The following is a 26,653-nucleotide window of genomic DNA, read 5'->3' as shown; positions in this document are numbered from 1 at the left end:
CTAATACCTATCTGGACCAATGCCCGGGCCTCGCACCCGGGCATTTTTATGCCAAATGGAACTTTTCGAACCCCTATATCTTGATGCAGAATAGGACAGCATGTCTGGCCGAGAGGGGACAATTGGTCATGAATATTCTGCTTAAGCGCGTTCTCGACCGCCTGGTCCGCACAGGCAATCTCAAGGTGACAGGGCCGCAAGGCTCGATGGTGACTTTTGGTGACGGCAGCGGCGAGCCGGTGCACATGCACATCAAGACAAGGCATGCCGAGCGCGCCATCACTTTCGATCCGATGCTGGCGGTGCCGGAAGCCTACATGGACGGTGAACTCGACATTATCGAGGGCGGCGTGCTGGGGGTGATGCGCATTGCGTTCCAGAACATGGGCAGCGGCGGCATCGATGCCACCTGGTCGAAGGCGATCGAGGGTCTTCGCCACGCCTTCCGGCGCCTGCAGCAGATCAACACGGCGTCGCGGGCGCGCCGCAACGTGCAGCGCCACTACGATCTGTCGGGCGACCTCTATCGCCTCTTCCTCGATGAAGACATGCAGTATTCCTGCGCCTATTTCGAGCAGCCGGACATGACGCTCGATGAGGCCCAGGCAGCCAAGAAGCGCCACATCGCCGCCAAGCTCAGGTTGAAAGCGGGCCAGACGGTACTCGACATCGGCTCCGGCTGGGGCGGGCTTGGCCTCTATCTCGCCAAGGCGTTCGACGTCGACGTGCAAGGCGTGACGCTGTCGACCGAGCAGCACGGCGTCGCCACCGACCGCGCGCACGCGCAAGGCCTGCAAAACCGGGTGCATTTCGACCTCAAGGACTATCGCGAGCTCAATGAGCGTTTCGACCGCATCGTCTCGGTCGGCATGTTCGAGCATGTCGGCGTCAATCATTTCCGTACCTTCTTCGACAAGTCGGCGACGCTGCTGAAGCCGGACGGTGTCATGCTGCTGCACACGATCGGCCGTTCCGGTGTGCCGTGGGCGACCAGCGCCTTCATTCGCAAATACATCTTCCCGGGCGGCTATATCCCGTCGCTCTCCGAAGTGATGCCGGCTATCGAAAAGTCGGGGCTCGTCGTCACCGACATCGAGGTTCTGCGGCTGCATTATGCCGAGACGCTGAAGCATTGGGGCGAGCGCTTTGCCGCCAACCGCGACAAGGCCAAGGCGATCTATGACGAGCGCTTCTGCCGCATGTGGGAGTTCTATCTTGCCGCCTCGGAAGCTGCCTTCCGATGGCAGGATCTGGTGATCTTCCAGATCCAGATTGCCAAGAAGAACGACACGCTGCCGGTGACGCGCGACTACATGGCCAGTTGCGAGAAGGCGCTGGAGATGCGCGATCTTGGACGTCGTGAAAAGGCTCCTGCCGCCAAGCCCACTCGCCGCCGCAAGGTGGCGGATCCGGAGTAGACTGCCGGCGATCGCGCCATTGCCGCTTGCCATTGCCGGCTGGCACGCTGAAAAAGGTCTCGTCAACGCGGGACCTTTTTTCATGACCTACCTCCTCTACGTCGCCGCCGCACTTGCCGAGATCGCCGGCTGCTTCTCGTTCTGGGCGTGGTGGCGGCTGGATAAGTCGCCGCTGTGGTTGGCGCCCGGTCTCGTCTCACTGGTGCTATTCGCGTGGCTGTTGGCGCTTGTCGACACCAGTGCGGTGGGCCGGGCCTATGCCGCCTATGGCGGCATCTACATTGCCGCCTCGCTGGTCTGGCTATGGTTGGCGGAAGGCGTGCACCCCGACAGTTGGGATCTTGCCGGTGCCACGATGTGCATCATTGGCGCCTCGGTCATCGTGCTCGCACCTCGGGCTGCGTAGACCATGGAACTGCCCGCCCCGCTTAGACAAGGCGTCGACCGCCTTCTCGAACAGGTGCCGTTGCCGATGATCAAGCAAGCGGCCAAGACGCTGTCGGACCGCTACCGCGCCGAGTTGCGCGATGGCCGCCTGCACATGGCCGAAGAAATGGCGGTTAAGGCCTATCTGGCAACGCGGCTTCCGGCGACCTATGCGGCCGTCCGTGCCAGCCTCGATGCGGTGGGCGAGTCTCGGCCCGACTATGCTCCGAAGACCTTGCTCGATGTCGGCGCCGGCCCTGGCACGGTGCTTTGGGCCACAATCGATCTCTGGCCCGATCTCGAACAGGCAGTGCTGCTCGAGGCCGGTGCCGCGGTGCGGCGGGTCGGCGAGGCGCTTGCCGCCGAGACAATCCATGCCAAGACCGCCTGGCTGACCGGCGACGTCACCATCGACCTGGTCGATCTGGAGCCGGCCGAGCTGGTGACTTCGGCCTATGTGCTGGATGAGATCGCGCCGGCATCGCTGGCAAAACTAATCGACCGGCTCTGGCAGCTGACCGCCGACACGCTGCTGGTCGTCGAGCCAGGCACGCCGGCCGGCTGGCAGCGCATCCTTGCCGTGCGGCGGCAGCTGATCGAGGCGGGGGCGCACGTGCTCGCGCCCTGCCCGCATGAGGCGCCCTGCCCACTTGTCGCTCCCGACTGGTGCCATTTCGCCCGCCGCGTCGCCCGCTCGCGCCTGCACCGTCTGGCCAAGGATGCCGAGGTGCCGTGGGAGGACGAAAAGTTCATCTTTGTCGCCGCTTCCCGTCATCCGGCCGCTCCGCCCCGCGCGCGGGTGATCGCACCGCCGAAATCGGGCTCCGGCAAGGTCTTGCTGAAGCTTTGCCAACAGGATGGTCATGCCGCCGAGCGACTGTTCACGAAGCGCGACGGCGAGACGTTCAAGGCCGCGCGGCGACTGGACTGGGGTGACGCCTTGCCGGAATGATCGGCAGCTATTTTCCTGTTTTGTTCTCGCCCAAGAACGGTTAGGCTCGCCATCTTGATTCGAGTCAATCGAGATTCTTTCCACCGAAGTATCTTGGCTGTGAATCGCGGGCATCAAAGTTGGTTGGTTGGGGACTGATGCAGATAAGTCATCACCGACTTGTCTCGTTCTGATATCGAGAGACCGGGATCAGGACCGGGGACATCATGGCAGAGGCAGCACGAAAATTCGGCGTGGCGGAAACACCGCTCTATCGCGAGGCGCCGAACAACATCGAGGCCGAGCAGGCGCTGCTCGGCGCCATACTGGTCAACAACGATGCGTTCTACCGCGTCTCCGACTTTCTGAAGCCTGGCCATTTCTACGAGCCGCTGCACAGGAAGATCTTCGAGGTCGCGGCCGAGCTCATCCGCATGGGCAAGATCGCGACGCCGATCACGCTGAAGACCTTCCTGCCGGCCGACGAGAAGGTCGGCGACATGACGGTGGCGCAATATGTCGTGCGGCTGGCGGTCGAGGCCGTCACCGTCGTCAACGCCACCGACTATGGCCGCGCCATCTACGATCTGGCCACGCGCCGCGCGCTGATCACCGTCGGCGAGGACATGGTCAACATCGCCTATGACGCGCCGGTCGACATGTCGCCCTCCGACCAGATCGAGGACGCCGAGCGGCGGCTGTTCGAACTGGCCGAGACCGGCCGCTACGACGGCGGCTTCGAGAGCTTCACCGACGCTGTCAAGACGGCGGTCGACATGGCCAATGCCGCCTATATGCGCGACGGGCATTTGTCGGGCGTCGCCACCGGCTTGCGCGACCTCGACCGTCGCATGGGCGGCCTGCAGTCGTCCGACTTGATCATCATTGCCGGCCGCCCCGGCATGGGTAAAACCTCGCTCGCCACCAACATCGCCTTCAATATCGCGGAGGCGTATGTCCCGGCGCAGCAGGCCGACGGCTCGTTCAAGGCGGCCAATGGCGGCGTCGTCGGCTTCTTTTCGCTCGAAATGTCATCCGAACAGCTCGCCACCCGCATTATTTCCGAACAGACCGAAATCCCGTCGTCGAAAATCCGCCGCGGCGAGATCAGCGAGATGGATTTCGAAAAGCTCGTCGCCTGTTCGCAGACCATGCAGAAAATCCCGCTGTTCATCGACCAGACCGGCGGTATTTCCATCGCTCAGCTGTCCGCCCGCGCGCGTCGCTTGAAGCGCCAGCGCGGCCTCGACGTCATCGTCATCGACTATATCCAGCTGATGCAGGGATCGAGCGCGAAATCATCGCAAAACCGCGTCCAGGAAATCACCGAGATCACCACCGGGCTCAAGGCACTGGCCAAGGAGCTGGCGGTGCCGATCATCGCGCTGTCGCAGCTGTCGCGCCAGGTCGAGAGCCGCGACGACAAGCGCCCGCAGCTTTCGGATCTGCGCGAATCGGGCTCCATCGAGCAGGACGCCGACGTGGTGCTGTTCGTCTACCGCGAGGAATATTATCTGAAGAACCGCGAGCCGAAGCCAGGTACCGACGAATACATCAAGTGGGAACACGAGATGAACGAGATGCGCGGCAAGGCCGAGGTAATCGTCGCCAAGCAGCGCCACGGCCCAACGGGATCGGTCAGCCTCGCCTTCCAGGGCGAGTTCACCCGCTTCTCGGACCTCGCGGAAGAGCATCATTTGCCGGATCGGTTCGAGTAGCTTGTTGGCCAACCGTCGCGTTCCGTCACACCCCCCTCTGGCCTGCCGGCCATCTCCCCCGCAAGGGGGGAGATCGGCAGTTTTGTCGCCGGCTCTCTTCTTGCGGCATCGGCGATTGGCGAAAGCATCAATGACAGCCAATCTCCCCCCTTGCGGGGGAGATGTCCGGCAGGACAGAGGGGGGTGGGCAGGATCGACGAGCCTTGGCAATTGGCAAGCGACGCGACGCTGATGGCCAAATCCCGTATCCAGTTCATCTGTCAGAATTGCGGTTCGGTGCATCAGCGTTGGGCCGGCAAATGTGATGCCTGCGGCGAGTGGAACACGCTGGTCGAGGAAGGCACGTCGGGCGGCATCGGCTCCGGCCCGGCCAACACCCGCAACGCCCGCAAGGGCCGCGCGGTGGTGCTGACCAGCCTCTCCGGCGACATCGAGGACGCCCCGCGCATCGTCTCCGGCATCGGCGAACTCGACCGCGCCACCGGCGGCGGCTTCGTGCGCGGCTCGGCGCTTTTGGTCGGCGGCGATCCCGGCATCGGCAAGTCGACGCTGCTCACCCAGGCTGCAGCCGCACTGGCGGCAAAGGGCCACCGCATCGTCTACGTCTCCGGTGAAGAAGCGGTCGCCCAGATCAGGCTGCGCGCCCAGCGGCTCGGCGTCGCCGACACCCCGGTCGAACTCGCCGCCGAGACCAACGTCGAGGACATCCTCGCCACCATTGCCGATGGCAAGCGGCCGGACCTGGTCATTCTCGATTCGATCCAGACGCTATGGACCGACATGGCCGATTCAGCGCCCGGCACGGTGACCCAGGTGCGTGCCGCCGCCCAAGCGATGATCCGCTATGCAAAATCCACAGGGGCGGCGATCGTTCTGGTCGGCCATGTCACCAAGGAGGGCCAGATCGCCGGCCCACGCGTCGTCGAGCACATGGTCGACGCGGTGCTCTATTTCGAGGGCGAAGGCGGCCACCACTACCGCATCCTGCGAACGGTCAAGAACCGCTTCGGGCCAACCGACGAGATCGGCGTCTTCGAAATGTCGGACAAGGGCTTGCGGGAAGTCGCCAACCCGTCCGAGCTTTTCCTCGGTGAACGTCACGCGAAGTCGCCGGGTGCCGCGGTTTTCGCCGGCATGGAAGGCACACGGCCGGTGCTGGTCGAGATCCAGGCGCTGGTAGCACCTTCGACGCTCGGCACGCCACGCCGCGCCGTCGTCGGCTGGGACGGCGCCCGGCTGTCGATGATCCTGGCGGTTCTGGAAGCCCATTGCGGCGTTCGCTTCGGCACGCACGACGTCTATCTCAACGTTGCCGGCGGCTACCGCATTTCAGAGCCGGCGGCCGACCTGGCGGTGGCGGCGGCACTGGTTTCCTCGCTCACCGGTCTTGCCCTTCCCGCCGATTGCGTCTATTTCGGCGAAATCAGCCTTTCGGGGGCGGTGAGGCCGGTTGCGCATGCGCAGCAGCGCCTCAAGGAAGCCGAAAAGCTGGGTTTCGGAAGCGCGGTTCTGCCCTTGGGCAGCGAGGAACTTGTTGGTGGTAATGGGGCCGGGGGGATCGGAGCCGGCGCTTTCCAGCCCACCGAGCTTGCCGATCTCGTGGCGCGCATAGCCGGCTCTCGGCGCAGCCGCGCCGACGAGCAAGACTGATGCGGCTCGTCGAGTCGTGAAAAAGAGATCGGAGCGGGGCGAAAAACATGCCGATTACGCTGCTTGACGGAATTCTCGTCGGCTTCACCCTGGTCTCGGCGATGCTCGCCATGGTTCGCGGCTTTTCGCGCGAGATCCTGTCGATCATCTCCTGGGCAGTTGCCGCTGCGGCGGCCTTCTTCTTCTACAAGCCGGTGCTGCCTTACATTCAGCCCTATATCGACAACGAAAAGGCAGCCATGGCGGCGGCCGCCGGTATCGTCTTCATTGTCGCGCTGATCGTCGTTTCCGTCATCACCATGAAGCTCGCCGACTGGATCATCGATTCCAGGATCGGCGCGCTCGATCGCACACTTGGCTTCCTCTATGGCGCGGCGCGCGGCATCCTGGTGGTCGCGGTCGCACTGCTGTTTTTCAATTGGCTGGCCGGCGCCAAAGCTCCAGGCTGGATTGCCAACGCCAAGTCAAAGCCGCTGCTCGAATCGATCGGTGCCAAGCTGGAAAGCCTGCTGCCCGAGGATCCGGAAAACGCCATCCTCAACAAGCTCAATCCGAATCGGCCGGCCACCGAGACGCCTCTGGCCCCCGACGCGCCTGCAGCGGAAGCACCTGCCGCCGGCGACGACGCCACTGCTCCGGCACCCGATGACAGCGACGCTCCGCCGGCCGACAATGCGCCCGCGACGCCGGCACCTGCAAACCCGGCGCCGGCAAACTGATTTCGGCAGACTTGCTCGCCTCGAGACTGTCGATCATGTGAACGTCGCACGACGTGCGTTGCTTTCGATGCGCTATGACCTTATATGGCGACTTTAGCGGAGCTTGAGCCCCCAATGGCAGCCTCAGTGGCAGACGCAGACGACGTGCTTTCCGCCGAAGCCGACGACCATTTCCACGACGAATGCGGCGTGTTCGGCATTTTCGGCCGGCAGGACGCCGCAGCCATCGTAACACTCGGCCTGCATGCGTTGCAGCATCGCGGCCAGGAAGCGGCCGGCATCGTTTCCTATGACGGCACCCAATTCCATGTCGAACGCCATGTCGGCCTGATCGGCGACACCTTCACCAAGCAGCGTGTCATCGACAGCCTGCAAGGCAACCGTGCCATCGGCCACACACGCTATGCCACCACCGGTGGCGCTGGCTTGCGCAACATCCAGCCTTTCTTCGCCGAACTTGCCGATGGCGGCTTTGCCGTCGCCCATAACGGCAATCTCACCAACGCCATGACCGTTCAGCGCGCCCTGCAGAAGCAGGGCGCCATCTTCTCTTCCACCTCCGACACCGAGACGCTCTTGCATCTGGTCGCCACCAGCAAGGAGCGCGACCTGAATTCGCGTTTCATCGATGCGGTGCGCCAGGTCGAAGGTGCCTTCTCGCTGGTGGCAATGACGTCCAAGAAGATGATCGGCTGCCGCGACCCGCTCGGTATCCGGCCGCTGGTGCTTGGCGATCTCGACGGCGCCTGGATTCTCGCCTCCGAAACCTGTGCGCTCGACATTATCGGGGCGCGTTTCGTGCGCGACCTGAAGCCCGGCGAAATGGTCGTCGTCACCAGCAAGGGAATCGAGAGCCTGTTCCCGTTCGAGCCGCAGAAGACCCGCTTCTGCATTTTCGAATATGTCTACTTCGCCCGGCCGGATTCTTCGGTCGAAGGCCGCAATGTCTACGAGGTACGCAAGCGCATCGGCGCCGAGCTGGCACTGGAGAGCCCGGTCGAGGCCGACATTGTCGTGCCGGTGCCGGATTCGGGCACACCGGCGGCGATCGGCTTTTCGCAGGCCGCGGGCATTCCGTTCGAGCTCGGCATCATCCGCAATCACTATGTCGGCCGCACCTTCATCCAGCCCGGCGATTCGATCCGCCACATGGGCGTCAAGCTCAAGCACAACGCCAATCGCCGCATGATCGAAGGCAAGCGTGTGGTGCTGGTCGACGATTCGATCGTACGCGGCACCACCAGCCAGAAGATCGTGCAGATGGTGCGCGATGCCGGCGCCAAGGAGGTGCATATGCGCATCGCCTCGCCGCCGACGCGCGCCTCGTGCTTTTACGGCGTCGACACACCGGAAAAGTCGAAGTTGCTGGCCTCGCGCATGTCGGTGGAGGAGATGGCCGAGTTCATCCGCGTCGATTCGCTCGGCTTCCTCTCGATCGACGGGCTCTACCGGGCCGTCGGCGAAGCCGGCCGCGACAACGAGCAGCCGCAATTCTGCGACGCCTGCTTCACCGGCCAGTATCCGACCCGGCTTGCCGATTTCGAAGGCTCCGACAATGTCCGCACGCTTTCGCTCTTGGCGGCGGGCGGGTCGTAAGGTTGCCGGATCGCCATTTGTCTTCGCCAGGTTACCCCCCTCTGCCCTGCCGGGCATCTCCCCCTCAAGGGGGGAGATCGGCTGAACTGTCGACTTTCGCCAATCGCGACGGTCGCAGAACAGGCGCTGAGCCTGATGAGGGCCAATCTCCCCCCTTGAGGGGGAGATGCCCGGCAAGGCAGAGGGGGGTGCTTCACGCCGACCTCATGGAAGTTCAAGCATGACCCTCGATCTCTCCGGCCGCGTTGCGGTCGTCACCGGCGCCTCGCGCGGTATCGGCTATTTCATCGCCAGGGAGCTTGCCGCAGCCGGTGCGCATGTGATTGCGGTTGCCCGCACCGTCGGCGGGCTGGAAGAGCTCGACGACCAGATCAAAGCAGGCGGCGGACAAGCGACGCTCGTCCCGCTCGATCTTGCCGACATGGCGGGGATCGACCGGCTGGGCGGCGCCATCCACGAGCGCTGGGGCAAGCTCGACATACTGGTCGCCAACGCCGCTGTGCTCGGCGTCATCGCCCCGATCGGCCATGTCGAGGCAAAGACCTTCGAGAAGGTGATGACCATCAACGTCACCGCAACATGGCGGCTGATCCGCTCGGTCGACCCGCTGCTGAGGCTTTCCGATGCCGGCCGCGCTATCGTGCTGAGCTCCAGCCTGGCCCACTCCGCACGCGCCTTCTGGGCGCCTTATGCGGCGTCGAAGGCGGCGGTCGAGGCCATGACGCGTTCGTGGGCCCATGAGACCGAAAACCTGCCGCTCAGGGTCAACGCCGCCGATCCCGGGGCAACGCGCACCGCGATGCGGGCGCAGGCCGTACCCGGCGAGTATCCGGAAACGCTGCCGCACCCTTCGGAGATCGCCAAGCGTATCGTGCCGTTGGCCAGCCCTGCGCTCAAGGAGACGGGGCTGATCTTCCAGGCCAAGCACAACCGCTTTGTCGCCTACCGGCAGCCGGAGTAAGCGGCCTTGCATCACGCGGCTGTGATGCCGTGGCTTAACGCCGCGCTTCGGCCCAGCTTTCGCCGCTTGGCCGGAGTTGCTAGGATCGCACCGACTCCCAAAACAAGCAGAGCGAGGAAACACCCATGGCGGCACCGAGCGTAGCGTTGGTCTGGTATCTGGTGATCGCCGGCCCGCAAGGCGGCATGGTCGTGCTGCCCAGCACCTTCGACACCCGCGAACAGTGCACCTCCGCCGTCACCGAATACCAGAAGCAGCCGACGCCGGCCGGCTGGTCGGTGCAGTGCGTGCCGAGTGCCTCGCCGTTCGCGGACGAGGGCGACGCCGAGGAGCCGTCGGCGCAGTAGGAGCGTCATCTCCTCCCTTGAGGGGGAGAGATTGGCACATCAGCGTCGCGCGCTTACCGTCAATTCGGGCTTCTGGCTGATGGTCTGGAGCACCACGCAGTAGCGCTCGGTCAACTTGATCAGCGCATCGATGCGCTCCTGCGGCTCGTCGGTGTCGAGGCCGAATGTCAGCCGGATGGCGCGGAAGCCAACAGGCGCATCCCTCGCCACGCCAAGCGTGCCGCGAAAGTCGAGATCGCCTTCGGCTTCCAATGTGGCGGCCCCAAGCTTGAATTCCAGCGCCGTGGCCACCGCCTTCAGCGTGACGCCGGCGCAAGCCACCAGCGCCTCCAGCAGCATGTCGCCGGAGCAGAGTTCGAGCCCGGTGCCGCCGGTCGCCGGATGCAGCCCGGCAATGGCGATCGCCCTGCCCGTCTCGACCTTGCAGGCGATCGATTGGTCGTCGATCGAGCCTTTGGCGCGGAGAGTAATCAGCGCGCGCGAGGCGTCGTCGCGATAGGCCTCCTTCAGCGGCGCCTGCATGGCCTTCAATGCAATCGCGTCCATTTCATTTCTCTCCCATAGTTGCCTGGCTTCGCTGCTTAACGGCGGTGTCGCCTGCCCCAAACGCAAGTCCCCGCTGGCGTAGCGCTTGGCAGGGTTTCGCCCGTATAGCCTGACGATACGGGGAGCATCCAACGCCTTCACACCCTCTCTCGCAACACATTCGTAAGGCCGCCGGACATATGGCCGATAACGCCATCCTGGAAACCCGCGAAAGGGCTTCGCCGGCAGCCTGTTCACCGGGGCTGCCGGTCTGCTGTTTCGATGCACGACGCCTCGATCAAGCTGACACTATGGTGTCAGGACGGGGCAGCGTAGGCTGGTGAAATGACGGAATCGCTGGACATGTCAGGCACAGTGGAAAGCGCCCGCGAACGTACCCTTGGCATCATCCTGGTCTCGGCGTCGGCGGCCGTCTTCGGCCTCACCGGCGTGCTGACCAAATCGATCCATTCCGACCCGCTGACCATCACCTGCTGGCGCGGCTTCGTCGGCTCGATCCTGATCAGCCTCTATGTGCTATGGCGCCGCCAGCGCTCCGGCGGTCGCGACAGCCTGCGGCTCGGCTGGCGCGGCTGGCTGCTGGCGATCGAGGGCGCGCTCGCCAGCATCGCCTTCATCTCGGCGTTCAAGTTCACCTTTGTCGCCAATGTCGCCATCATCTATGCCACCGCCCCCTTCGTCACCGCGCTGCTGGCCCTCCTGTTGGTCCGCGAACCGTTCCGGCTGCAGACGCTTGCTGCCGCTGCCGTGTCACTATGCGGGGTGGCGATCATGGTCTGGTCGGGCTTCGGCACCGGCCATCTGTTCGGCGACGGGCTGGCGCTGCTGATGACGATCGGCAGCGCCCTCTACATGATCATGGTGCGCACCTTCCGCGATACGCCGGTGGTGTGGGCGGGTGCGGTGTCGGCATTCCTTTTGTTCGTGCTCGGCTGGTTCGTCACCGATCCGCTGGCCGTCTCGGCCAGGGACGCATTGCTTCTAGCCAACTTCGGCTCCTCGTTCGCGCTTGCCTCGATCCTGTGGACGGAGGGCGCCCGGCTCATTCCGGCGGCCGAGTCTGGACTGCTTGGTTCGGCCGAAGTGCCATTCGCGATCCTGTTCGCCTTCCTGTTCCTGGCGGAGATCCCGCCGGCGGCCAGCATGGTCGGCGGCGCAATCGTGCTTTGCGCGGTGTTCGCTCACGCCGGCCGTGACTGGCTGATGGCCAGGCAGCGCGCAGCGGATGCATGACCAAAATCCTCGCCACGCCCGAGGGCGAGTTGGAGGTCCGATCACGCGAAATCCGTGCCTGAAAATAAATTTTGAAAAGTCATGGAACCATCATCGGGCTCAGGCATTATGGCTGCGACGGGCCACCCCCAAGTCCCCCCAAACCCCTCGGCCCGTCCTACTCAGAAGCCGACCGCAAGGTCGGCTTTTTCTTTGCTGACTCAACTGGCCAAGCCCAGGTTGCCGCTGAACAACGCGGCCAGATCCTGCGCCGGCCGGTCGGCATCCTCACGCAAGCGGATGGCGAATTCGGCGACCGGCACCGGCGGCAGATCAAGATCGCGCGGCGCCTCGACGATGCCGGAATGAGCGAAGCGCGCCGTCCTCAACGTCAAAGCGATGCCAGCGTGTACCGCCGTACGCAGGCCGGCAAGGCTGGCACTGCCGGCAGCAATGCGATAGCGGCGGCCGGCCGCATCCAGTGCACTGGTCGCTGCATCGCGAAACCCGCAATGGGGATCGAGCAGCGCCAAGGGCAATTCCTCTTGGCGGGTGGCCAAGCCGTTTTGTGAGCAAAGCCAGATCATTGGCTCTTTGAGCACGCCGACTTCGTCCCGCGTCGGCGCCTGTCGCATGGCAATGGCCAGATCAAGGGTGCCGGCTTGCAAAGCCTGCGCCAGTTCGGCGGAGCGGCCGACGCGCAATTCGATCCTGACGCGCGGATGGCTGACAGCGAAGGCCCTGAGAAGCTGCGGCAAGCCGCTGTCGGCGAAATCCTGCGTCGTGCCGATGGCGACGCGCCCATCGGCATGCGCCCCTTTGAGGGCCAGCCACGCCTCGCGGTGCGCAGCAAGAATGCGCCGCGCGTGGCCGACCAGATCCTCGCCTGCCGGCGTCAGGCCACGCCCTCGCCCCTGCGGCACCAGCAGCGGTTCGCCAACTATATCCTCCAGCCGCTGCATCTGCGCGGTCACCGCCGACGGCGAGCGGCCGACGATCGACGCCGCCTGCGCCAGCGAGCCGCTATCGACGAAAGCCAGGAAAGTTTTGAGAAGGTCGGGATCGAGCGCCTGCATAATTCGATAATATCTAAGTGTTTATCAAAAACAATTCGATTTTTCTGACTCAAGAACGATGGCATGATTTTCTCGACGGCGAAGAGACGCCGCTTGAAACCGAGGAGAAGAAACATGCCGATCATCAATGTCAGCGTTACCGGCAAGCCCGATGCCGCTTTGTCCGCCGCTATTGCCAAGGAGGTGACCGAACTGACGGCCACGCATCTGCGCAAGGACGCGACGATCACAGCTGTCGCGATTTCCTATCTCGACCCCGAGCACTGGTTCGCCGGCGGCAAGTCGCTGGCCGAGCACGGCGCCAACACGGCTTGGCTCGACATCAAGGTCGTCGACGGCACCAACACCAAGCTCGAACTGGAGGCCTATCTCCAGGCAATCTTTGCAGCATTCGGCCGGCTGCTAGGCAAGGTCCATGAGGAAAGCTATGCCCTCGTGCACGAAGTGCCGGCGGCCGCGTATGGCTTTGGCGGCAAGACGCAGGAATTCCGCTTCATCAGCGGGAGGATGAAGGCGGCGTAGCTGCGATTTGTGGAGAAGGCAGCCGAGCCCACTGATAGCAGGAGAGACGGAAAAATGAAGCCGCATTGACGTTGATCCAACTTCGGCTAGGTTCTCACCCGAAGCGGCCACTGAAGAGCCGCGACGTGAGATTGTTGGGAGATGCGGCGATGATCCTGACACTGGCGCTGCTTGCGGGTCTTGTCACGGCCTGGCTGCTGATCGGCGTGGTGGAGAAGTTCCGCCTCGGCCTGCGCTTGAGCCAGGCGCTGCTCTACGTGCCGTTCAAGCTCGCCTACCGGATCAACGACGAGCGAATCAAGATTGCCCGCAAGTCGGCGGCTCCGGTCATCTACGTCGTCTGGCATCAGTCGCGCCTCGAGCCGGCATTGATGCTGTCGCTGCTGCCGGAGGACACGCTGCACATTCTCGACCCGGCTTCGGCCAGATCGCCCTGGCTGGAACCATGGCGCGAGCTTGGCCGCACCATCGCCTTCAACGCCGAGCACGTCTTCGTCAGCCGCAGACTGGTGCGGGTGCTGAAGGGCAAGGGCCGGCTCGCGGTTTACCTTCCGAATGCGGTCGAGCCCGACGTCAAGTCGTTTCGATTGTTCCGCGCCATCACCCGTATCGCCATGCAGGCCGACGCTCGCATCGTGCCGATCTTCGTTGCCGGCGCGCGCAGCCTGCCGGCGTCGCTGACGCCGGCAGACAAGGCGCCGCGCCACTGGTTCCCGCAGCTGTCGATCAGCGCGCTGGAGCCGATGACCATCGCCGAGTTGGTGGCGCGGAACCCCAATCAGGCCTCCAATACCAATGCGCTGTTCGATCGCTTCGCCGAGGCCAGGCTTTTTGGCAGTGATCTCGACCGAGGGCTGTTCCTTGCCATGCGTGATGCCGCCGACCGTGTCGGCGCTTCGCACCCAATTATCGAAGACATCATCGGCGGTGCGCTGAGCTACCGGAAAATGTTTATCGGTGCCAGGGTTTTGGGCCGCCGCTTCGAGGCAATGACAGCGCCGAGCGAAGCGGTTGGGCTGCTCCTGCCCAACGCCAATGGCCTCGTGCTGGCGTTCGTCGGTGTTTTGTCGGCTGGGCGAGTGGCAGCAATGATCAACTATACCGCCGGCACAGCGAGCGTCACCGCCGCCATCCGCACGGCGGTGATCCGCACCGTGGTCTCCTCACGCGCCTTTGTCGAAAAGGCCAACCTCGCCGACATAGTCGAGGCGGTGGAAAAGGGCGGAGCCAAACTGCTCTGGCTGGAGGATGTTCGCGCAAGCGTGACCGCGCTGGACAAGCTCGCTGCCGCCTTGCTGTGGCGATGGCCGTTGCAGCGCCAGAATGCAGCCAAGCCGGCGGTGATCCTGTTCACCTCCGGCTCGGAAGGCACACCCAAGGCAGTTGTGCTGTCGCACCGGAACCTTCTTGCCAATGCCATGCAGGCCGAAGCCCGCATCACCATCTCGCCGGTCGACATCCTGCTCAACGTGCTGCCGGTGTTCCACTCGTTCGGCCTGACCGGTGGCACCATCCTGCCGCTGGTCACCGGCGTAAAACTGTTCCTCTACCCCTCACCGCTCCACTACAAGCTTATTCCGGAGGTGGCGCGCAAGGTCCGGCCAACGGTGATGTTCGGCACCGACACGTTCCTCGCCAACTATGCCCGCACCGCCAAGGACGGCGATTTTTCCAGCCTGCGCTTTGTCGTCGCCGGTGCCGAGGCGGTGAAGCCGGAGACGCGCCGGGTTTATCGCGAACGCTTCCAGGCCGAGATCATCGAAGGTTTTGGCTTGACCGAGGCCGCACCGGTGGTCGCCGTCAACACCGCCATCCACGGTCGCGACGGCACGGTCGGGCGGCTGCTGCCGGCCATGCGCATGAAACTCGAACCGGTCGAAGGCATTAGCGACGCCGGCCGGCTGTGGCTCGACGGGCCGAACCTGATGATGGGCTACATGACCGCCGATCGGCCGGGCGAGCTACTGCCGCTCGAAGGCTGGCACGACACCGGCGATATCGTCTCGGTCGATCGCGAAGGCTTCATCACCATTCGCGGCCGCGCCAAGCGCTTCGCCAAGATCGCCGGCGAGATGGTATCGCTTGGTGCGGTCGAGATGCTGGTGCAGTCGCTGTGGCCGGAAGAGCATCACGCCGTGGTGGCGGTGCCGGACAGACGGCGCGGCGAGCGCCTCGTCCTGGTCACCACCGCCGACAGTGCCAATCCCGACGAATTGCGCGAATTCGGCAAGAAGGCCGGGGCGGCCGAACTGATGGTACCGAACGACATCGTCAAGGTCGAGGAAATCCCGGTGCTGGGCTCGGGCAAGACCGACTATGTCTCGACAAGAAAGCTGGCGCTCGAGAGGCTGGGAGTGAGCGCTGCCGCCTGAGGTTTTCCAGACCTTTCCAAAACTCTAGAGGACCACTACCGATAACAGCAGAATGACGCCGACGGCCATCATCAGCAGGCCCGGCCAATTCTGTGACAAGCCGAGAAAACGGAGCCCGCGCCGCCGCGGCTCCAGAGTCGGACCTGGTGTTGCGAGATTGGGCCTCGGGCTATCCGGCGCGGTAGAGACAGCGGCCGGCTCACTGAGCCGCCCGCGCATGATGGCTGCAACCGCCATATATACGAGGCCGGCGACAGTCAGTAATGCGCCAATGAGGATGACAGCCATTTCTCGTATTCCGATGATTCTGGGCCCGATGCGGCCGCTTGCGCGACGTTGACGATCACGAGCAGTCGCTCAAACGGACCTACCGACACAAACGGTCAGGCGCCCAGCAAGTTCCGAAAACGTGGTTTTGAAGGGCGTTCCACAGCGCCGCGTGCGAAATTGGCACCAAATCTGTCAGCCGATGTCCGAGGACGGTACCTTCTCGCCTTCGCGCTTGGCGCGTCTGGAATAGGCGCGCACGCTGAATGGCAAAAACAGCAAATAGCCGGCAACCGAAGCCGTCAGCGTATACCAGGGATAGGTCATCAAAAGCAGGACGTAGAGGACGACTGCGAGGATGATCGGCAGCACTCTGTCGCCCGGTATCCTGACGCTCTTGCCGGAATAGACGGGCAGTCGGCTGACCAGCAGGAACGCCACCAATATTGTAAAGCCGGTGGCAATGAAGGCCGCCAGGCGGCTGGGTTCAAGGCCAAGCCTGAGGAAGAACAGATAGAGCGGCAGCATCACCAGCACCGCACCCGCCGGCGCCGGCACGCCAACGAAATATTCGGTTTGCCACTGCGGACGGTCGAGCTCTTCGTCGAGCACGTTGAAGCGGGCAAGCCTCATCCCACAGGCGATGGTAAACAGCAGCGCCGCGATCCAACCCGGCGAACCTGCCCTGTCGAGCAGAAAGGCATAAAGCACTAGCGCCGGTGCCACGCCGAAATTCACGATATCGGCCAGCGAATCCATCTGGGCGCCGAATTTGGAGGTCGCCTTCAGCATTCGCGCCAGGCGGCCGTCGATACCATCGAGGAAGGCGGCGAGCAGTACCATCACCACCGCCGGCTCGAAGCGGCCTTCGAAGCCGAAGCGGATGCCGGACAGGCCGGCGCAGATGGCAAGCACGGTGACCAGATTGGGCAGCACCATGCGCATCGGGATTTCACGGATGCGCGGGCCGCCGCCGCCATGCGCCTCGAATTTCTTGAACGGCGGGGCCACCGGTCAGGATATCCGCACGAGCGGCGTTGCGGCAACGCCGCCGAATTCCGCCAGCACCGTCTCACCGCCTACCGCCGTCTGGCCGACGGCAACGCGCGGCGTCGCCGTCGAGGGCAGGAATACGTCCACGCGCGAGCCAAAGCGGATCAGCCCGAAGCGCTCGCCGGTGCCGATGGCGCCGCCGGTCTCGGCCCAGCAGACGATCCGCCGCGCCACCAGGCCGGCGATCTGCACCGCAGCCACCGTGCCGTTGGGGCTCTCTATGACCAGCCCGTTGCGTTCGTTCTCGGTGCTTGCCTTGTCGAGTTCGGCGTTGAGGAATTTTCCTGGCCGATGCTCGATCCTGGAGATGCGGCCACGCACCGGGGCGCGGTTCACGTGGCAGGAAAAGACATTCATGAATACCGAGATGCGGGTCATTTCGCCGCCGCCGAGGCCAAGCTCGCGCGGCGGCACGGCCGGGCCGACGGCCGAGACGATGCCGTCCGCCGGGCTGACAACCAGCCGGTCGTCGATCGGCGTGACACGCTCGGGATCGCGGAAGAAATAAGCGCACCACGCGGTCAGAATGAGACCGATCCAGAACAGGGTCGAGGAGAAATAGCCAAGAAAAAGCGTCGCCGCGCCGAACGCAGCGATAAAGGGATAACCCTCGCGATGGATCGGAACGAACGCATTTTTGATCGTGTCAACGAGGCTCATGGGATGAGGGCAACCTTGGTTCCAAGTCCGGCCTCAATAGCGGAAACACCCCTTCGCCGCAACGCGACAATCAGGCGGTCGGGTGTTGGCGGTCGTGCCGCCTCAGGGGCGTCCTTGGCAGCATCCGGACTGCCGAAGTGGTCAACCGGAAATATGTTGATTGCGATTGTCGGCACGAAGCCCCCACGCCCGTCCTTGGCAAGACAGCGCCTCTCATCGGCCTTTCGGCCGTGACGATTTGCGCAAACCCGGAGGTTCTCGGCCCATGCAGAAATCAGCAGCCAGGCAAGCGCAAGTGGTGATGAACGGTCTGGCCTTTGGCGAGTCGCCTCGCTGGCACGATGGCCGGCTGTGGTTCTGCAACTGGGGCACAGGCCAGATCATCGCCATTGACGCCCTAGGCAACAGCGAGATCGCGCTCATCGTGCCGGCCACCCTGCCCTACTCCATCGACTGGCTGCCGGACGGGCGGCTGCTTGTCGTGTCCGGCCGCGAAGGGCTGATCCTCAGGCAGGAGGCTGACGGGACATTGGTCACCCATGCCGATCTGAGACATCTGTCGAAGAGCCCATGGAACGAGATCGTCGTCGACGGGCGCGGCAACATCTACGTCAATGGTGGTGGGCCGGCTCCGGCTTCCGGCCAGCATTTCGGCCCCGGCACCGTCGTGCTGGTTGCACCTGACGGCTCGGCTCGGCAGGTGGCTGAGAATCTCGCCTTCGCCAATGGCATGGCAGTGACGCCCGACAACAAGACGCTTGTCGTTGCCGAATCCCACGCCAACCGGCTGACCGCCTTCGACATCGCTGCCGATGGCCACCTTTCCAATCGGAGAGTCTGGGCCAATCTTGGCAACGGTTTTCCCGACGGCATCTGCCTCGATGCCGAAGGTGCCGCCTGGTACGCCGACGTTCCGAACAGGCATTGCGTGCGGGTGCGCGAGGGCGGCACAATGCTCGAAAGCGTCGACGTCGATCGCGGCTGTTTTGCCTGCATGCTCGGCGGCAGCGAGGGAAAAACGCTGTTCATCGTGGCCGCCGAATGGCGCGGCTTCGAACATATGATCAGCGATGCCCGTACCGGCCAGGTGCTCAGCATCGAGGCTACCGCGCCGGGAGCAGGCTGGCCATAGAGAGCTTACACCGCGGGAATCCGCTGGTAATTGGCGATATCGGCCCTGACGCCAAGTCGCGCAATGGTCTCCTGAGGATTGAAGCCGATGCGCTCATGCGCGGCCTTGATGATCGGCACGACCTTATCGACAGCGGCCTGCCCTTCCCATTCGACAATGGTCACGAGGTTGAACTCCCCCGGCCCCGAGAATTGCTCGAGCAGGAAATCCTGGACGAACCCTTGCTGCTGGCGCAGCAATTCATGCGTCATCCGGACCTTGGCAAGAATCTCCTCGCGAGCGTTGGCCGGAACGACAAACTTGTCCACCCGGAATACGCTGCCGCCACTAACTGCCTGATTTATCCCATTCATATCGATTGTCTCCGTTTTTGAACGACGCATCTTGCTACGATCCAAAACGGCCTACGATCTCAACTTAAGTTGAGGTCAAGCACGAATTTCAGCTCACCTCCGAGGTGCGGCGGCGGACGACGACGCCGAACTCGTCGCTTTCGCGGGCAATGCGCAGCCGCTCCTCGGCCTCGCTTGCCTCGCGCTGCCGGTCCCACATCGATGCATAAAGGCCGCGCTTGGCCATCAAGGCGGCATGGGTGCCGCGCTCGGCGATCTGGCCGTCCTGCAGGACGATGATCTCGTCGGCCGAAATCACTGTAGACAGTCGATGGGCGATGACGAGGGTGGTGCGGCCCTGGCTGACCAGGTCCAGTGCCGCCTGGATCTCCTGCTCGGTGTGGCTGTCCAGCGCCGAGGTCGCCTCGTCGAGCATCAGGATCGGCGGTGCCTTCAAGATGGTGCGGGCAATCGCCACCCGCTGCTTCTCACCGCCGGACAGTTTCAGCCCGCGCTCGCCCACCATTGAGCAATAGCCGTCGGGCAGCCGCTCGATGAACGGTCCGATCTGGGCCAGTTCTGCCGCCTTGCGCACATCCTCCTCGCTGGCGCCGATGCGGCCGTAGCGGATGTTGTAGGCGATGGTGTCGTTAAACAGCACCGTGTCCTGCGGCACCATGCCGATGGCGGCGCGCAAGCTCTCCTGCGTCACGTCGCGAATATCCTGGCCGTCGATCAGAATCTTGCCGCGCTGGATGTCGTAGAAGCGAAACAAAAGCCGCGAAATGGTCGACTTGCCGGCTCCGGAGGGGCCGACGATGGCCACCGTCTTGCCGGCCGGCACCTCGAAGCTGATGCCCTTCAGTATCTTGCGGTTGGGGTCGTAGGAAAAATGCACGTCACGAAACTCGACCTTACCGGCATCGACGACCAGTGGCTTGGCGCCCGCCCGATCGACGATCTCGCGCTTGACGTCGAGCAGATCGAACATGTTTTCGATGTCGGTCAGGCCCTGGCGAATTTCGCGGTAGATCATGCCGATGAAATTCAGCGGCACCGAAAGCTGCATGAGCATGGCGTTGACGAAGACGAAATCGCCGACGCTCTGCGTGCCTGCCTTCACCTCAAGCGCCGACAGCACCATGACGACGGTCATGCCGATGCCGAAGATCACGCCTTGGCCGAAGTTCAGCCAGCCAAGCGAGGTCCAGGTCCTGGTCGCCGCCACCTCATAGCGCGCCGTGGAACGGTCGAAGCGCTCGGCCTCCATGGCTTCGTTGTTGAAATATTTGACTGTTTCGTAGTTAAGCAGCGAATCGATCGCCTTCGTGCTGGCTTCATTATCGCTGTCGTTCATCTCTCGGCGGATCGAAATACGCCAATCGCTCGCCCTGACGGTGAACCACACATAGAGCCAGACCGTGACCGCGATCACCAGCACGTAAAGCCAGCCATAGGTGACGGCGAAGATGCCGGCGGTGAGCGCGAATTCGACGATCGTCGGCGCCGTCGCCAGCATGGTGAAGCGGACGATCGTCTCGATGCCCTTGGTGCCGCGCTCGATGACACGCGACAGGCCGCCGGTGCGCCGTTCGAGGTGGAAGCGCAGTGACAATTCATGCATGTGTACGAAGGTGCGGAAGGCGAGCCGGCGCACGGCATGCTGGCCGACCCGTGCAAACAGGGCGTCGCGCAACTGGTTGAAGCCGAGTTGCACCAGCCGCACGGCATTGTAGGCGACGACCAGCATGACCGGCGCCAGCAGGAAGGCCGGCAGCGGCGGCGGAGATTTGGCGTCGCCGGCCAGTGCGTCGGTCGCCCATTTGAAGAAATAGGGTCCGGCCACCAGGGTCAGCTTGGCGGCAACCAGCAGCACGGTTGCCCACACCACCCGCGCCCTCAGGTCGGCGCGGTCGGCCGGCCACATATAGGGCCAGAGATTGCGCAACGTTCTGAAGGTCGAGCCGGAATCGGCGGAAACGGTTTTCTCGGCCATTCTTGTTTACCTTTTTATATCTTAGCGGCCGGAGCAGCAGGAATCGACCAGCGCGGCCAGCGACGCGGAAACATCGGCGAGCGCAGCACGGTCGAGCTCATAGCGCGAGCGCTGGCGGTCAGGCTCGAAGCGGATAAGCCCGGCTTCGACCAGAATCTTCAAATGCTGGGAAACGGTGGACTGCGCCAGGTCGAGATGCTCGACGACCTCGCGACAGCAGCAGGAACGGCTTGCGGAAAGGTGTTTGAGAATTTCGATCCGCGCCGGATGCGAAAGGGCCGCGAGCCGGACAGCGACGGAGCGGCTATCCGGCGTACAGTTGGCCGGCGTGCAGTTGGCCGGCGCGTGTTCATCTGCCGCGCGGCGTCGGTCCGTTACGAGGGAGGATTCGGTCATCGTCCATCGGCGATAAACGATGACTGGCCCTGCCGCAAGCTATCCTGATGGGCAGAACGGCTACTCAGTCTTGACTGGCGCCGTCGTCATCTGGTCGCCCATTGCCTTGAGATCGGCGGGCTCGCCTTCTTTCGATTTCTCCGGCACCTTGAACACCTGCCCCGGCCAGATGCGGTTCGGATTGCTGATCTGGTCCTGGTTGGCGAGATAGATGGTCGAGTAGCGCATGCCCTGGCCATAGACCCGCCGCGAAATCCGCCACAGCGTGTCATGGCGGCGGATAATGACTGCGCCATCGGCATGTTCGAGCTTGGGGCCTACGGTCTCGGGAGCTTCGCCCGGAGGCGTCGCGACGGCCATTTCGGCCGGGGCCTCGGTGGCAGGAATGGGGGCAGTTGCGGGCGTTTCGGCGGCTGTCGCCGGTGCGGCTTCGGTGGCCGGAGCGTTCGGCTCGGCTGGTTTTACCTCGGCAGGCTTTGGCTCGGCGGGTGCGACGGCGGCAACCGCCTCGCCCGGCTCGCGTTCGAACGGCACGGCGGCACGAGCCACCACCGTCACCCCGTCGGCGTCGAGCGCGTCGACATGGATGGTGTAGGTGCCGACCGGGACGTCGCGTGTCGCTTCGACCAGGAAGTGGCGGTCGGGCGAGGTCTTCGCGTCGCCGAGCAGGATATCATTGGCATAGGCGCGCACCTTGCGGCCGGGATCGGCGACCCCGGCAACGAAAATCTTGTTGCCGTCGATTTCGACGGCTTCGACGACGACCTTGGGCTCCGCCGTGGAAGTAGCAGGCGCTGCCGGTGTGGCGGGCGCTGCCGGAGCCGGTGCGGCTTCAACAGCGGCCGGCGCGGCAGAAGCAGGCGCTGCTGGAACATCAGCCGCCGGGGCGGCCGGCGCTGCGGCAGCCGGCAATTCGGTGCCGGTGGCGGGTGGCTGAACGGCCGCCTGTTCGCCGGTTGGCGGCGAGGCGTCAGATTTTGCCTCAGGGGCGGGAACAGTGAGCAGTTCGGACGGCTTTCCCGGCTCCTCGACCATTGCCAGCACTTGACCGGTGGAATTCTGGGGAATCGAAACGACGGCGGTCTGCGCCGAGGCGGTCACGACATTGTCGGCCGTAGAGCGAAGCGTGATCGTATAGTCGCCGGGCTTCAGCGGATCGTCGAGAATAATGGCAAAGGCGCCGTCGGGACCGGCGACCGTCGAGCCGAGCACAGTCGAACCGTTGAGAATCTCGACCTTGGCGTTGGGCGCTGCATTGCCGGCGACGACGATCGAGCCGTTGCTTTCGACGCGCACGATGTCGAAGGTCGGCACGATCGCACCTGCAGCGGCCGGCGCGGCGGGCGTCGCCGCATCGGTGGACGCGGCGGGCGCAGACGGCAGCCGCCCCTCGGTTGCCGGAGCGACCGGTTTCGAAACCGGCGGCGTCAGCGCCGCGACTTCCGCAGGCGGGGTAGAATTGAGATACGGGTCGAGTGCGCCCGATACATAGGCGGTTCCCGCCGCAGCGACGGAGCCGCCAGCCGCGAACAAAAACGCCTTCAACGGATTAATTGCCATGTTTCCCTGCCCCTTAGCCACCTAATTTCGGTCTAGCCTGTTTTGCCAAAGCCGACAAGAAAAAGCCCGCTCCGGGGCTTGACCATGCCAATAGTCCCTATCACCAATCATAACATGAACACGATTCGATCTGTCTGCGTCTATTGCGGCTCGTCCCCGGGCCGAGATGAAACCTATATCAAGGCCGGACACCTGCTTGGCCGCTCGATCGCCAAGTCCGGCCTGCGTCTGATTTATGGCGGCGGCACTAAAGGTATCATGGGTGCCGTCGCTGAAGGGGCATTAAAGGCCGGCGGCAAGGTAACGGGCATAATTCCACGTTTTCTGATCAACCGGGAGGCGACCGAAACCGCGCTTGACCGGCTCGACGAGCTCGTCATCACCGACAACATGCACGAGCGCAAACACAGGATGTTCGAGAAATCCGACGCCTTTGTGGCGTTGCCCGGCGGCATCGGCACCGTCGAGGAGATCGTCGAGATCATGACTTGGGCGCAGCTCGGACATCATCGTAAGCCGATCGTCTTCGGCAACGTCGGAGGGTTCTGGGATCCGATGCTGGCGCTGCTCGACCACATGGCAACGGAAGGCTTCATCCACACCGCGCAGCGGGTCAAGCCGCTGGTGGTCGAGGACCCGGAAGCGATCGTAGCCGCCATCATGGTGGCGGGATCCTCCGTCGATGCACCGACGGAGGGCGTGCAGTCGGTGATTGATAAAATGTAGAGTGAGTAGGGAGTAGGGATAGACACGCGCGCCGGTTCGGAAGGTGTTGTACTTTACTATTCACTATTCACTATTAACTCCTTCATTAACTCCTTCCCTACTGCCTTCCTTAAGTCCGCGATGACCGCCCGCTTGTCCTGACGTCGCCAGGCGAGATGGATCGAGACGGTGCGTTCGAACCACGGCAGATCGCGAAACACGATCTGAGGCGGCGCGGCACTCCGCAGGCTGGCCTGCACCGTCGCCAGCCCAAGCCCGGCGCTGACCAAGCCCAACGACGTCAACGGATCGGTCGTCTCATAGGCTATGTCGGGCAGGAAACCGGCCTTCGCACAGGCGGCGAGAAATTGGCTGCGGTTGGTGTCGTCAGGCTGGCGCACCACCGTGATCCAGGTGCGTCCGTCCAGTTGCTGCGGCAGTATCTCCGCGATTTCGGCCAATGGATCGCTTTCCGGCATCGCCAGAACCAGAGGCTCGCGCATGATGAGCAAGGCGGCGATGTCGGGATCGTCGGCAGAAGGAGGCGTGTAGACGAGGCCCAGATCGAGCGATCGTTCGCGCAGCGCTTCGATCTGCGCGGCGGAACGCTGGCCCTTCAGTTGAAGATGAAATTCGGGCCGGTCGCGGCGAAACTGGCGCAGCATCCGAGCGACAAGCCCGGCATGGACCGCACCTTCGACATAGCCGATGGCGAGACGGCCGACCGTACCGCTGGCGAGATTGCGGCCGAGCTCCTCCAGCCGTCTTGCATGGGCCAGCAGCGCACGCGCCTCGGTAAGAAAGGCGCGGCCTTCGGGATTGAGATGAACACGCTGCCTCGCCCTCTCGAATAATGTGATGCCCAGTTGCTGCTCCAGCTGCATGATCTGGCGGCTGAGCGGCGACTGCGAGATGTGGAGCAATTCGGCGGCACGCCCGACATTGCCGGTTTCGGCCACCGTGATGAAATAGCGGAGCTGGCGCAGGTCGAACATTGTTGCTCCGATGCTCAAGTCCCGTGAGGTCTCAACTTTAGCTTAATCAGTCTTGGACTGTCTGGCCAGCCGAAGCGAATATTTTCGCCATTCCAACGGCCAACATCAGGAGATTCCGATGCAGTTCTTTGCCCTTCTTGTGCGCAACACCGAAAAGTTCACCGACGCCGATTTCGCGCCTCTGCTGCCCGGCGAGGCCGAGCAGCGCCGCACGCTCTATGCCGAAGGCGCCGTGCGTCAGGTGTGGAATCGAGGCGACATTCCCGGCAGCGGCATGATGTTCGAGGCCGGCAGCGATGCCGACGTGCGCAGCCATCTCGCAACCTTGCCGCTGGTCAAGGCCGGCATGATGGACATTGCCGCCGTCGTGCCGCTGCAGCCCTATCCAGGCTTCGGGCCGAAGCGCTGAGCGACCGTGAAAGAGGCGGCTGCCGGCATTAGGCCCGCCAGCCGCCTTTCTTCGTTACGCGGATCGAGCGGATGCGGCGACGGTCTTGCGCGCCGAAGAAAACATCGACCAGGAGTACATCGCCAGCGCCGCCCAGATCAGGCCGAAGGCGATGGCCTGAACGCTGCCGAAGGGTTCGCCGAAAATCAGCACCGCGATCAAAAAGACGATTGTCGGCGCGATATATTGCATGATGCCGATGGTGGAGAGGCGCAGCAGCCTGGCGCCGAACGCAAACAACAGCAGCGGCACGGCGGTGACCGGTCCGCAGCCGACCAGCAAGGCGGTGTCGTTCAAGGAGCTGGAGACGAAATGATCCTGTCCTGTGGCGATCAGGAAGACGATGTAGCCGAGCGCCGGCACCGACAGTAGCAGCACTTCGAGCAGGAAGCCCTGGCTTGGACCAATTGGCAGCGTCTTGCGGAAGAAGCCATAGGCGGCAAAGGAAAAGGCCAGCACCAGCGACACCCAGGGCAGCTTGCCAGCGTCGATGGTTAGCACCGCGACGGCGATTGCCGCGAGCACCACCGCCGCGATCTGCAGGCGGTCGAGCCGTTCGCCGAGCAGCAGCGCGCCGACAACGACGCTGACCAGCGGGTTGATGTAATAGCCAAGCGCGGTCTCGATCGTGCGGTCGACCGCGATCGCCCAGACATAGATGCCCCAGTTGACCGAGATCAGCGCCGCCGTCAGCAGCGCCATCGAAATGATGCGCGGCGAACGAACGGCCGCTTTGAAATCGGCAGTGCGGCCCGCCCAGACCAGGACGGCGGCCGCGATCGGCACCGACCAGACGATGCGGTGGGCGATGACTTCGGCCAGCGGCAGATGCGCGACAGCCTTCATGTAGAAGGGCAGCAGCCCCCAAAGCAGGTAGGCGCCGAGCGCCAGCAAGAAGCCGCGACGAGCTTTGGTATCGGCCTCGATTTGAAGTACTTGGGTAGCCATGGCCCAAGGCTATGCGCCAGCGGCCCCGGCAAGACCATCGCAAAGTTCTGATGGATCAATGGAGTCTCGCTGATGGTTCAAGAACCCGGAGTTTTCACCAGTTCATTGAAATGCGCGAAGCCCGCAGTCATTTGGTCTCGCCGGGCGCAGGCACCAATTCCATGAATTCCGCTCCAACGGTGTCGTGACGAAAGCCCGTCACGCATTCTGCCACCTCGATCGGAATATCGGCGATAAAGTCTATGGCGGCAGCACCTGCGTCCTCGCGATCCTGATCTGCGAAGCGCTCGCGGCGGATCTCCTCGAAACAGGATGGAAGGTTTCCTGTCGCTTCCAGGTTGCGCGCACCGTCTGCGCTGGTGTGTCGTATGCTCCAGACTTCGTGCCCGTCGCGCCACTGTTCGGCCCATTGCAGCATGACCGTATCGATATTGTGAACGACGACAATGTCCCTGCCCGTCGAAAGGTTAGCCAGGCGCTTCTCGTCCACCAGGTCCATGTTCACGTCGTTAAAAATGACGACAGACCAATTTTGACCAACCGTCACACCATTGTAGTCAAAATCAAAAACCTCGTCCGATTGTCCGCTCTGAGCCAGACCGAAAGCCAGCGCTGCCTTCGCGAGTGGCAGACCATTGAATGCGACCCAGCTTATCGTGAAGCCCAT

General features: G+C 63.5%; 27 protein-coding genes. 15 read left to right on the top strand and 12 right to left on the bottom strand.

All coding sequences use genetic code 11. From position 1 onward, the window contains the following. Positions 1-128 precede the first annotated feature (128 nt). The 9 genes from NKH37_RS09395 (at position 129) to NKH37_RS09355 (ending at position 9,766) form a co-directional block, all read left to right on the top strand. A complete protein-coding gene (locus NKH37_RS09395; RefSeq protein WP_023719832.1) occupies positions 129-1,418 on the top strand; it encodes a cyclopropane fatty acid synthase in 1,290 nt (429 codons plus the stop codon). Between the two features lie 82 nt (positions 1,419-1,500). Beyond that, positions 1,501-1,824, top strand: coding sequence for a YnfA family protein (locus tag NKH37_RS09390; RefSeq protein ID WP_353005225.1), 324 nt, complete (start codon positions 1,501-1,503; stop codon positions 1,822-1,824). A gap of 3 nt (positions 1,825-1,827) precedes the next feature. After that, entirely contained in the window at positions 1,828-2,796 is a 969-nt protein-coding gene (locus tag NKH37_RS09385) for a small ribosomal subunit Rsm22 family protein (protein ID WP_023719834.1), read from the top strand. Between the two features lie 206 nt (positions 2,797-3,002). Further along, entirely contained in the window at positions 3,003-4,493 is a 1,491-nt protein-coding gene (locus tag NKH37_RS09380) for a replicative DNA helicase (RefSeq protein WP_023677714.1), read from the top strand. A 231-nt stretch (positions 4,494-4,724) separates the two neighbouring features. Then, a complete protein-coding gene (radA, locus tag NKH37_RS09375; protein ID WP_023719836.1) occupies positions 4,725-6,143 on the top strand; it encodes a DNA repair protein RadA in 1,419 nt (472 codons plus the stop codon). Positions 6,144-6,190: 47 nt separating this feature from the next. Further along, positions 6,191-6,862: a CvpA family protein gene (locus NKH37_RS09370; RefSeq protein ID WP_352481821.1), complete on the top strand. Its 672-nt coding sequence runs from the start codon at positions 6,191-6,193 to the stop codon at positions 6,860-6,862. Positions 6,863-6,976: 114 nt separating this feature from the next. Beyond that, on the top strand, positions 6,977-8,458 hold the full coding sequence (gene purF, locus NKH37_RS09365; RefSeq protein ID WP_036244955.1) for an amidophosphoribosyltransferase: 1,482 nt from the start codon (positions 6,977-6,979) through the stop codon (positions 8,456-8,458). A gap of 220 nt (positions 8,459-8,678) precedes the next feature. Further along, the gene (locus NKH37_RS09360) at positions 8,679-9,419 is read left to right on the top strand and encodes an SDR family NAD(P)-dependent oxidoreductase (protein ID WP_023719839.1); all 741 of its coding nucleotides are present in this window, start codon (positions 8,679-8,681) and stop codon (positions 9,417-9,419) included. A 125-nt stretch (positions 9,420-9,544) separates the two neighbouring features. Continuing rightward, positions 9,545-9,766 carry a hypothetical protein gene (locus NKH37_RS09355; protein WP_023719840.1) on the top strand — a complete coding sequence of 74 codons (222 nt, stop codon included), beginning with the start codon at positions 9,545-9,547 and terminating at the stop codon, positions 9,764-9,766. 39 nt (positions 9,767-9,805) lie between these two features. Here NKH37_RS09355 and NKH37_RS09350 read toward each other — a convergent pair whose 3' ends face one another. Further along, the gene (locus tag NKH37_RS09350; protein ID WP_353040945.1) at positions 9,806-10,312 is read right to left on the bottom strand and encodes an OsmC family protein; all 507 of its coding nucleotides are present in this window, start codon (positions 10,310-10,312) and stop codon (positions 9,806-9,808) included. Between the two features lie 324 nt (positions 10,313-10,636). Here NKH37_RS09350 and NKH37_RS09345 point away from each other — a divergent pair, with 324 nt between their 5' ends. Next, positions 10,637-11,545: a DMT family transporter gene (locus NKH37_RS09345; RefSeq protein ID WP_353040943.1), complete on the top strand. Its 909-nt coding sequence runs from the start codon at positions 10,637-10,639 to the stop codon at positions 11,543-11,545. A 200-nt stretch (positions 11,546-11,745) separates the two neighbouring features. On the opposite strand, the gene NKH37_RS09340 is transcribed toward NKH37_RS09345, so the two are convergent. Next, positions 11,746-12,600: a LysR substrate-binding domain-containing protein gene (locus NKH37_RS09340; protein ID WP_352548981.1), complete on the bottom strand. Its 855-nt coding sequence runs from the start codon at positions 12,598-12,600 to the stop codon at positions 11,746-11,748. Between the two features lie 114 nt (positions 12,601-12,714). Here NKH37_RS09340 and NKH37_RS09335 point away from each other — a divergent pair, with 114 nt between their 5' ends. Together NKH37_RS09335 and NKH37_RS09330 are read left to right on the top strand one after the other, a co-directional pair. Continuing rightward, on the top strand, positions 12,715-13,122 hold the full coding sequence (locus NKH37_RS09335) for a tautomerase family protein (RefSeq protein ID WP_023719843.1): 408 nt from the start codon (positions 12,715-12,717) through the stop codon (positions 13,120-13,122). Positions 13,123-13,271: 149 nt separating this feature from the next. After that, a complete protein-coding gene (locus NKH37_RS09330) occupies positions 13,272-15,494 on the top strand; it encodes an AMP-binding protein (RefSeq protein WP_353005221.1) in 2,223 nt (740 codons plus the stop codon). 24 nt (positions 15,495-15,518) lie between these two features. On the opposite strand, the gene NKH37_RS09325 is transcribed toward NKH37_RS09330, so the two are convergent. The 3 genes from NKH37_RS09325 to NKH37_RS09315 form a co-directional block, all read right to left on the bottom strand. After that, positions 15,519-15,782 carry a hypothetical protein gene (locus NKH37_RS09325; protein ID WP_023719845.1) on the bottom strand — a complete coding sequence of 88 codons (264 nt, stop codon included), beginning with the start codon at positions 15,780-15,782 and terminating at the stop codon, positions 15,519-15,521. A 174-nt stretch (positions 15,783-15,956) separates the two neighbouring features. After that, positions 15,957-16,772, bottom strand: coding sequence for a CDP-alcohol phosphatidyltransferase family protein (locus NKH37_RS09320; protein ID WP_023719846.1), 816 nt, complete (start codon positions 16,770-16,772; stop codon positions 15,957-15,959). A gap of 3 nt (positions 16,773-16,775) precedes the next feature. After that, positions 16,776-17,474, bottom strand: a complete 699-nt coding sequence (locus tag NKH37_RS09315) for a phosphatidylserine decarboxylase (RefSeq protein WP_023719847.1) — start codon at positions 17,472-17,474, stop codon at positions 16,776-16,778. A gap of 265 nt (positions 17,475-17,739) precedes the next feature. On the opposite strand from NKH37_RS09315, the gene NKH37_RS09310 reads away from it, so the two are divergent. Then, complete coding sequence (locus tag NKH37_RS09310) at positions 17,740-18,606, top strand: SMP-30/gluconolactonase/LRE family protein (protein ID WP_353005219.1); 867 nt, start codon at positions 17,740-17,742, stop codon at positions 18,604-18,606. A gap of 5 nt (positions 18,607-18,611) precedes the next feature. On the opposite strand, the gene NKH37_RS09305 is transcribed toward NKH37_RS09310, so the two are convergent. The 4 genes from NKH37_RS09305 to NKH37_RS09290 all read right to left on the bottom strand — a co-directional run bounded on the left by NKH37_RS09305 (position 18,612) and on the right by NKH37_RS09290 (position 22,890). Further along, positions 18,612-18,959, bottom strand: a complete 348-nt coding sequence (locus NKH37_RS09305) for a hypothetical protein (RefSeq protein WP_023719849.1) — start codon at positions 18,957-18,959, stop codon at positions 18,612-18,614. Between the two features lie 88 nt (positions 18,960-19,047). After that, positions 19,048-20,934 carry an ABCB family ABC transporter ATP-binding protein/permease gene (locus tag NKH37_RS09300; RefSeq protein WP_353005218.1) on the bottom strand — a complete coding sequence of 629 codons (1,887 nt, stop codon included), beginning with the start codon at positions 20,932-20,934 and terminating at the stop codon, positions 19,048-19,050. A gap of 21 nt (positions 20,935-20,955) precedes the next feature. Then, the gene (locus NKH37_RS09295; RefSeq protein WP_352494862.1) at positions 20,956-21,330 is read right to left on the bottom strand and encodes an ArsR/SmtB family transcription factor; all 375 of its coding nucleotides are present in this window, start codon (positions 21,328-21,330) and stop codon (positions 20,956-20,958) included. Positions 21,331-21,390: 60 nt separating this feature from the next. Continuing rightward, on the bottom strand, positions 21,391-22,890 hold the full coding sequence (locus NKH37_RS09290) for a LysM peptidoglycan-binding domain-containing protein (protein ID WP_352814827.1): 1,500 nt from the start codon (positions 22,888-22,890) through the stop codon (positions 21,391-21,393). A gap of 114 nt (positions 22,891-23,004) precedes the next feature. On the opposite strand from NKH37_RS09290, the gene NKH37_RS09285 reads away from it, so the two are divergent. Next, positions 23,005-23,616, top strand: a complete 612-nt coding sequence (locus NKH37_RS09285; RefSeq protein ID WP_023719853.1) for an LOG family protein — start codon at positions 23,005-23,007, stop codon at positions 23,614-23,616. A gap of 56 nt (positions 23,617-23,672) precedes the next feature. Here the strand turns inward: NKH37_RS09285 and NKH37_RS09280 are convergent, their stop codons facing one another. Continuing rightward, positions 23,673-24,590, bottom strand: a complete 918-nt coding sequence (locus NKH37_RS09280; RefSeq protein WP_352481839.1) for a LysR family transcriptional regulator — start codon at positions 24,588-24,590, stop codon at positions 23,673-23,675. A 118-nt stretch (positions 24,591-24,708) separates the two neighbouring features. On the opposite strand from NKH37_RS09280, the gene NKH37_RS09275 reads away from it, so the two are divergent. Further along, the gene (locus NKH37_RS09275; protein ID WP_023719855.1) at positions 24,709-24,999 is read left to right on the top strand and encodes a muconolactone Delta-isomerase family protein; all 291 of its coding nucleotides are present in this window, start codon (positions 24,709-24,711) and stop codon (positions 24,997-24,999) included. A gap of 54 nt (positions 25,000-25,053) precedes the next feature. Here the strand turns inward: NKH37_RS09275 and rarD are convergent, their stop codons facing one another. Both rarD and NKH37_RS09265 read right to left on the bottom strand, forming a co-directional pair. Beyond that, positions 25,054-25,986 carry an EamA family transporter RarD gene (gene rarD / locus NKH37_RS09270; protein ID WP_352481840.1) on the bottom strand — a complete coding sequence of 311 codons (933 nt, stop codon included), beginning with the start codon at positions 25,984-25,986 and terminating at the stop codon, positions 25,054-25,056. Between the two features lie 127 nt (positions 25,987-26,113). Continuing rightward, complete coding sequence (locus NKH37_RS09265) at positions 26,114-26,653, bottom strand: hypothetical protein (protein WP_051409686.1); 540 nt, start codon at positions 26,651-26,653, stop codon at positions 26,114-26,116.

It is taken from the genome of Mesorhizobium sp. M1217 (assembly GCF_040318275.1).
In the GTDB taxonomy this organism is placed as follows: Bacteria; Pseudomonadota; Alphaproteobacteria; order Rhizobiales; family Rhizobiaceae; genus Mesorhizobium.
Note: the sequence above shows the minus strand (reverse complement) of the source record. Positions and strands in the feature narration are given on the sequence as shown.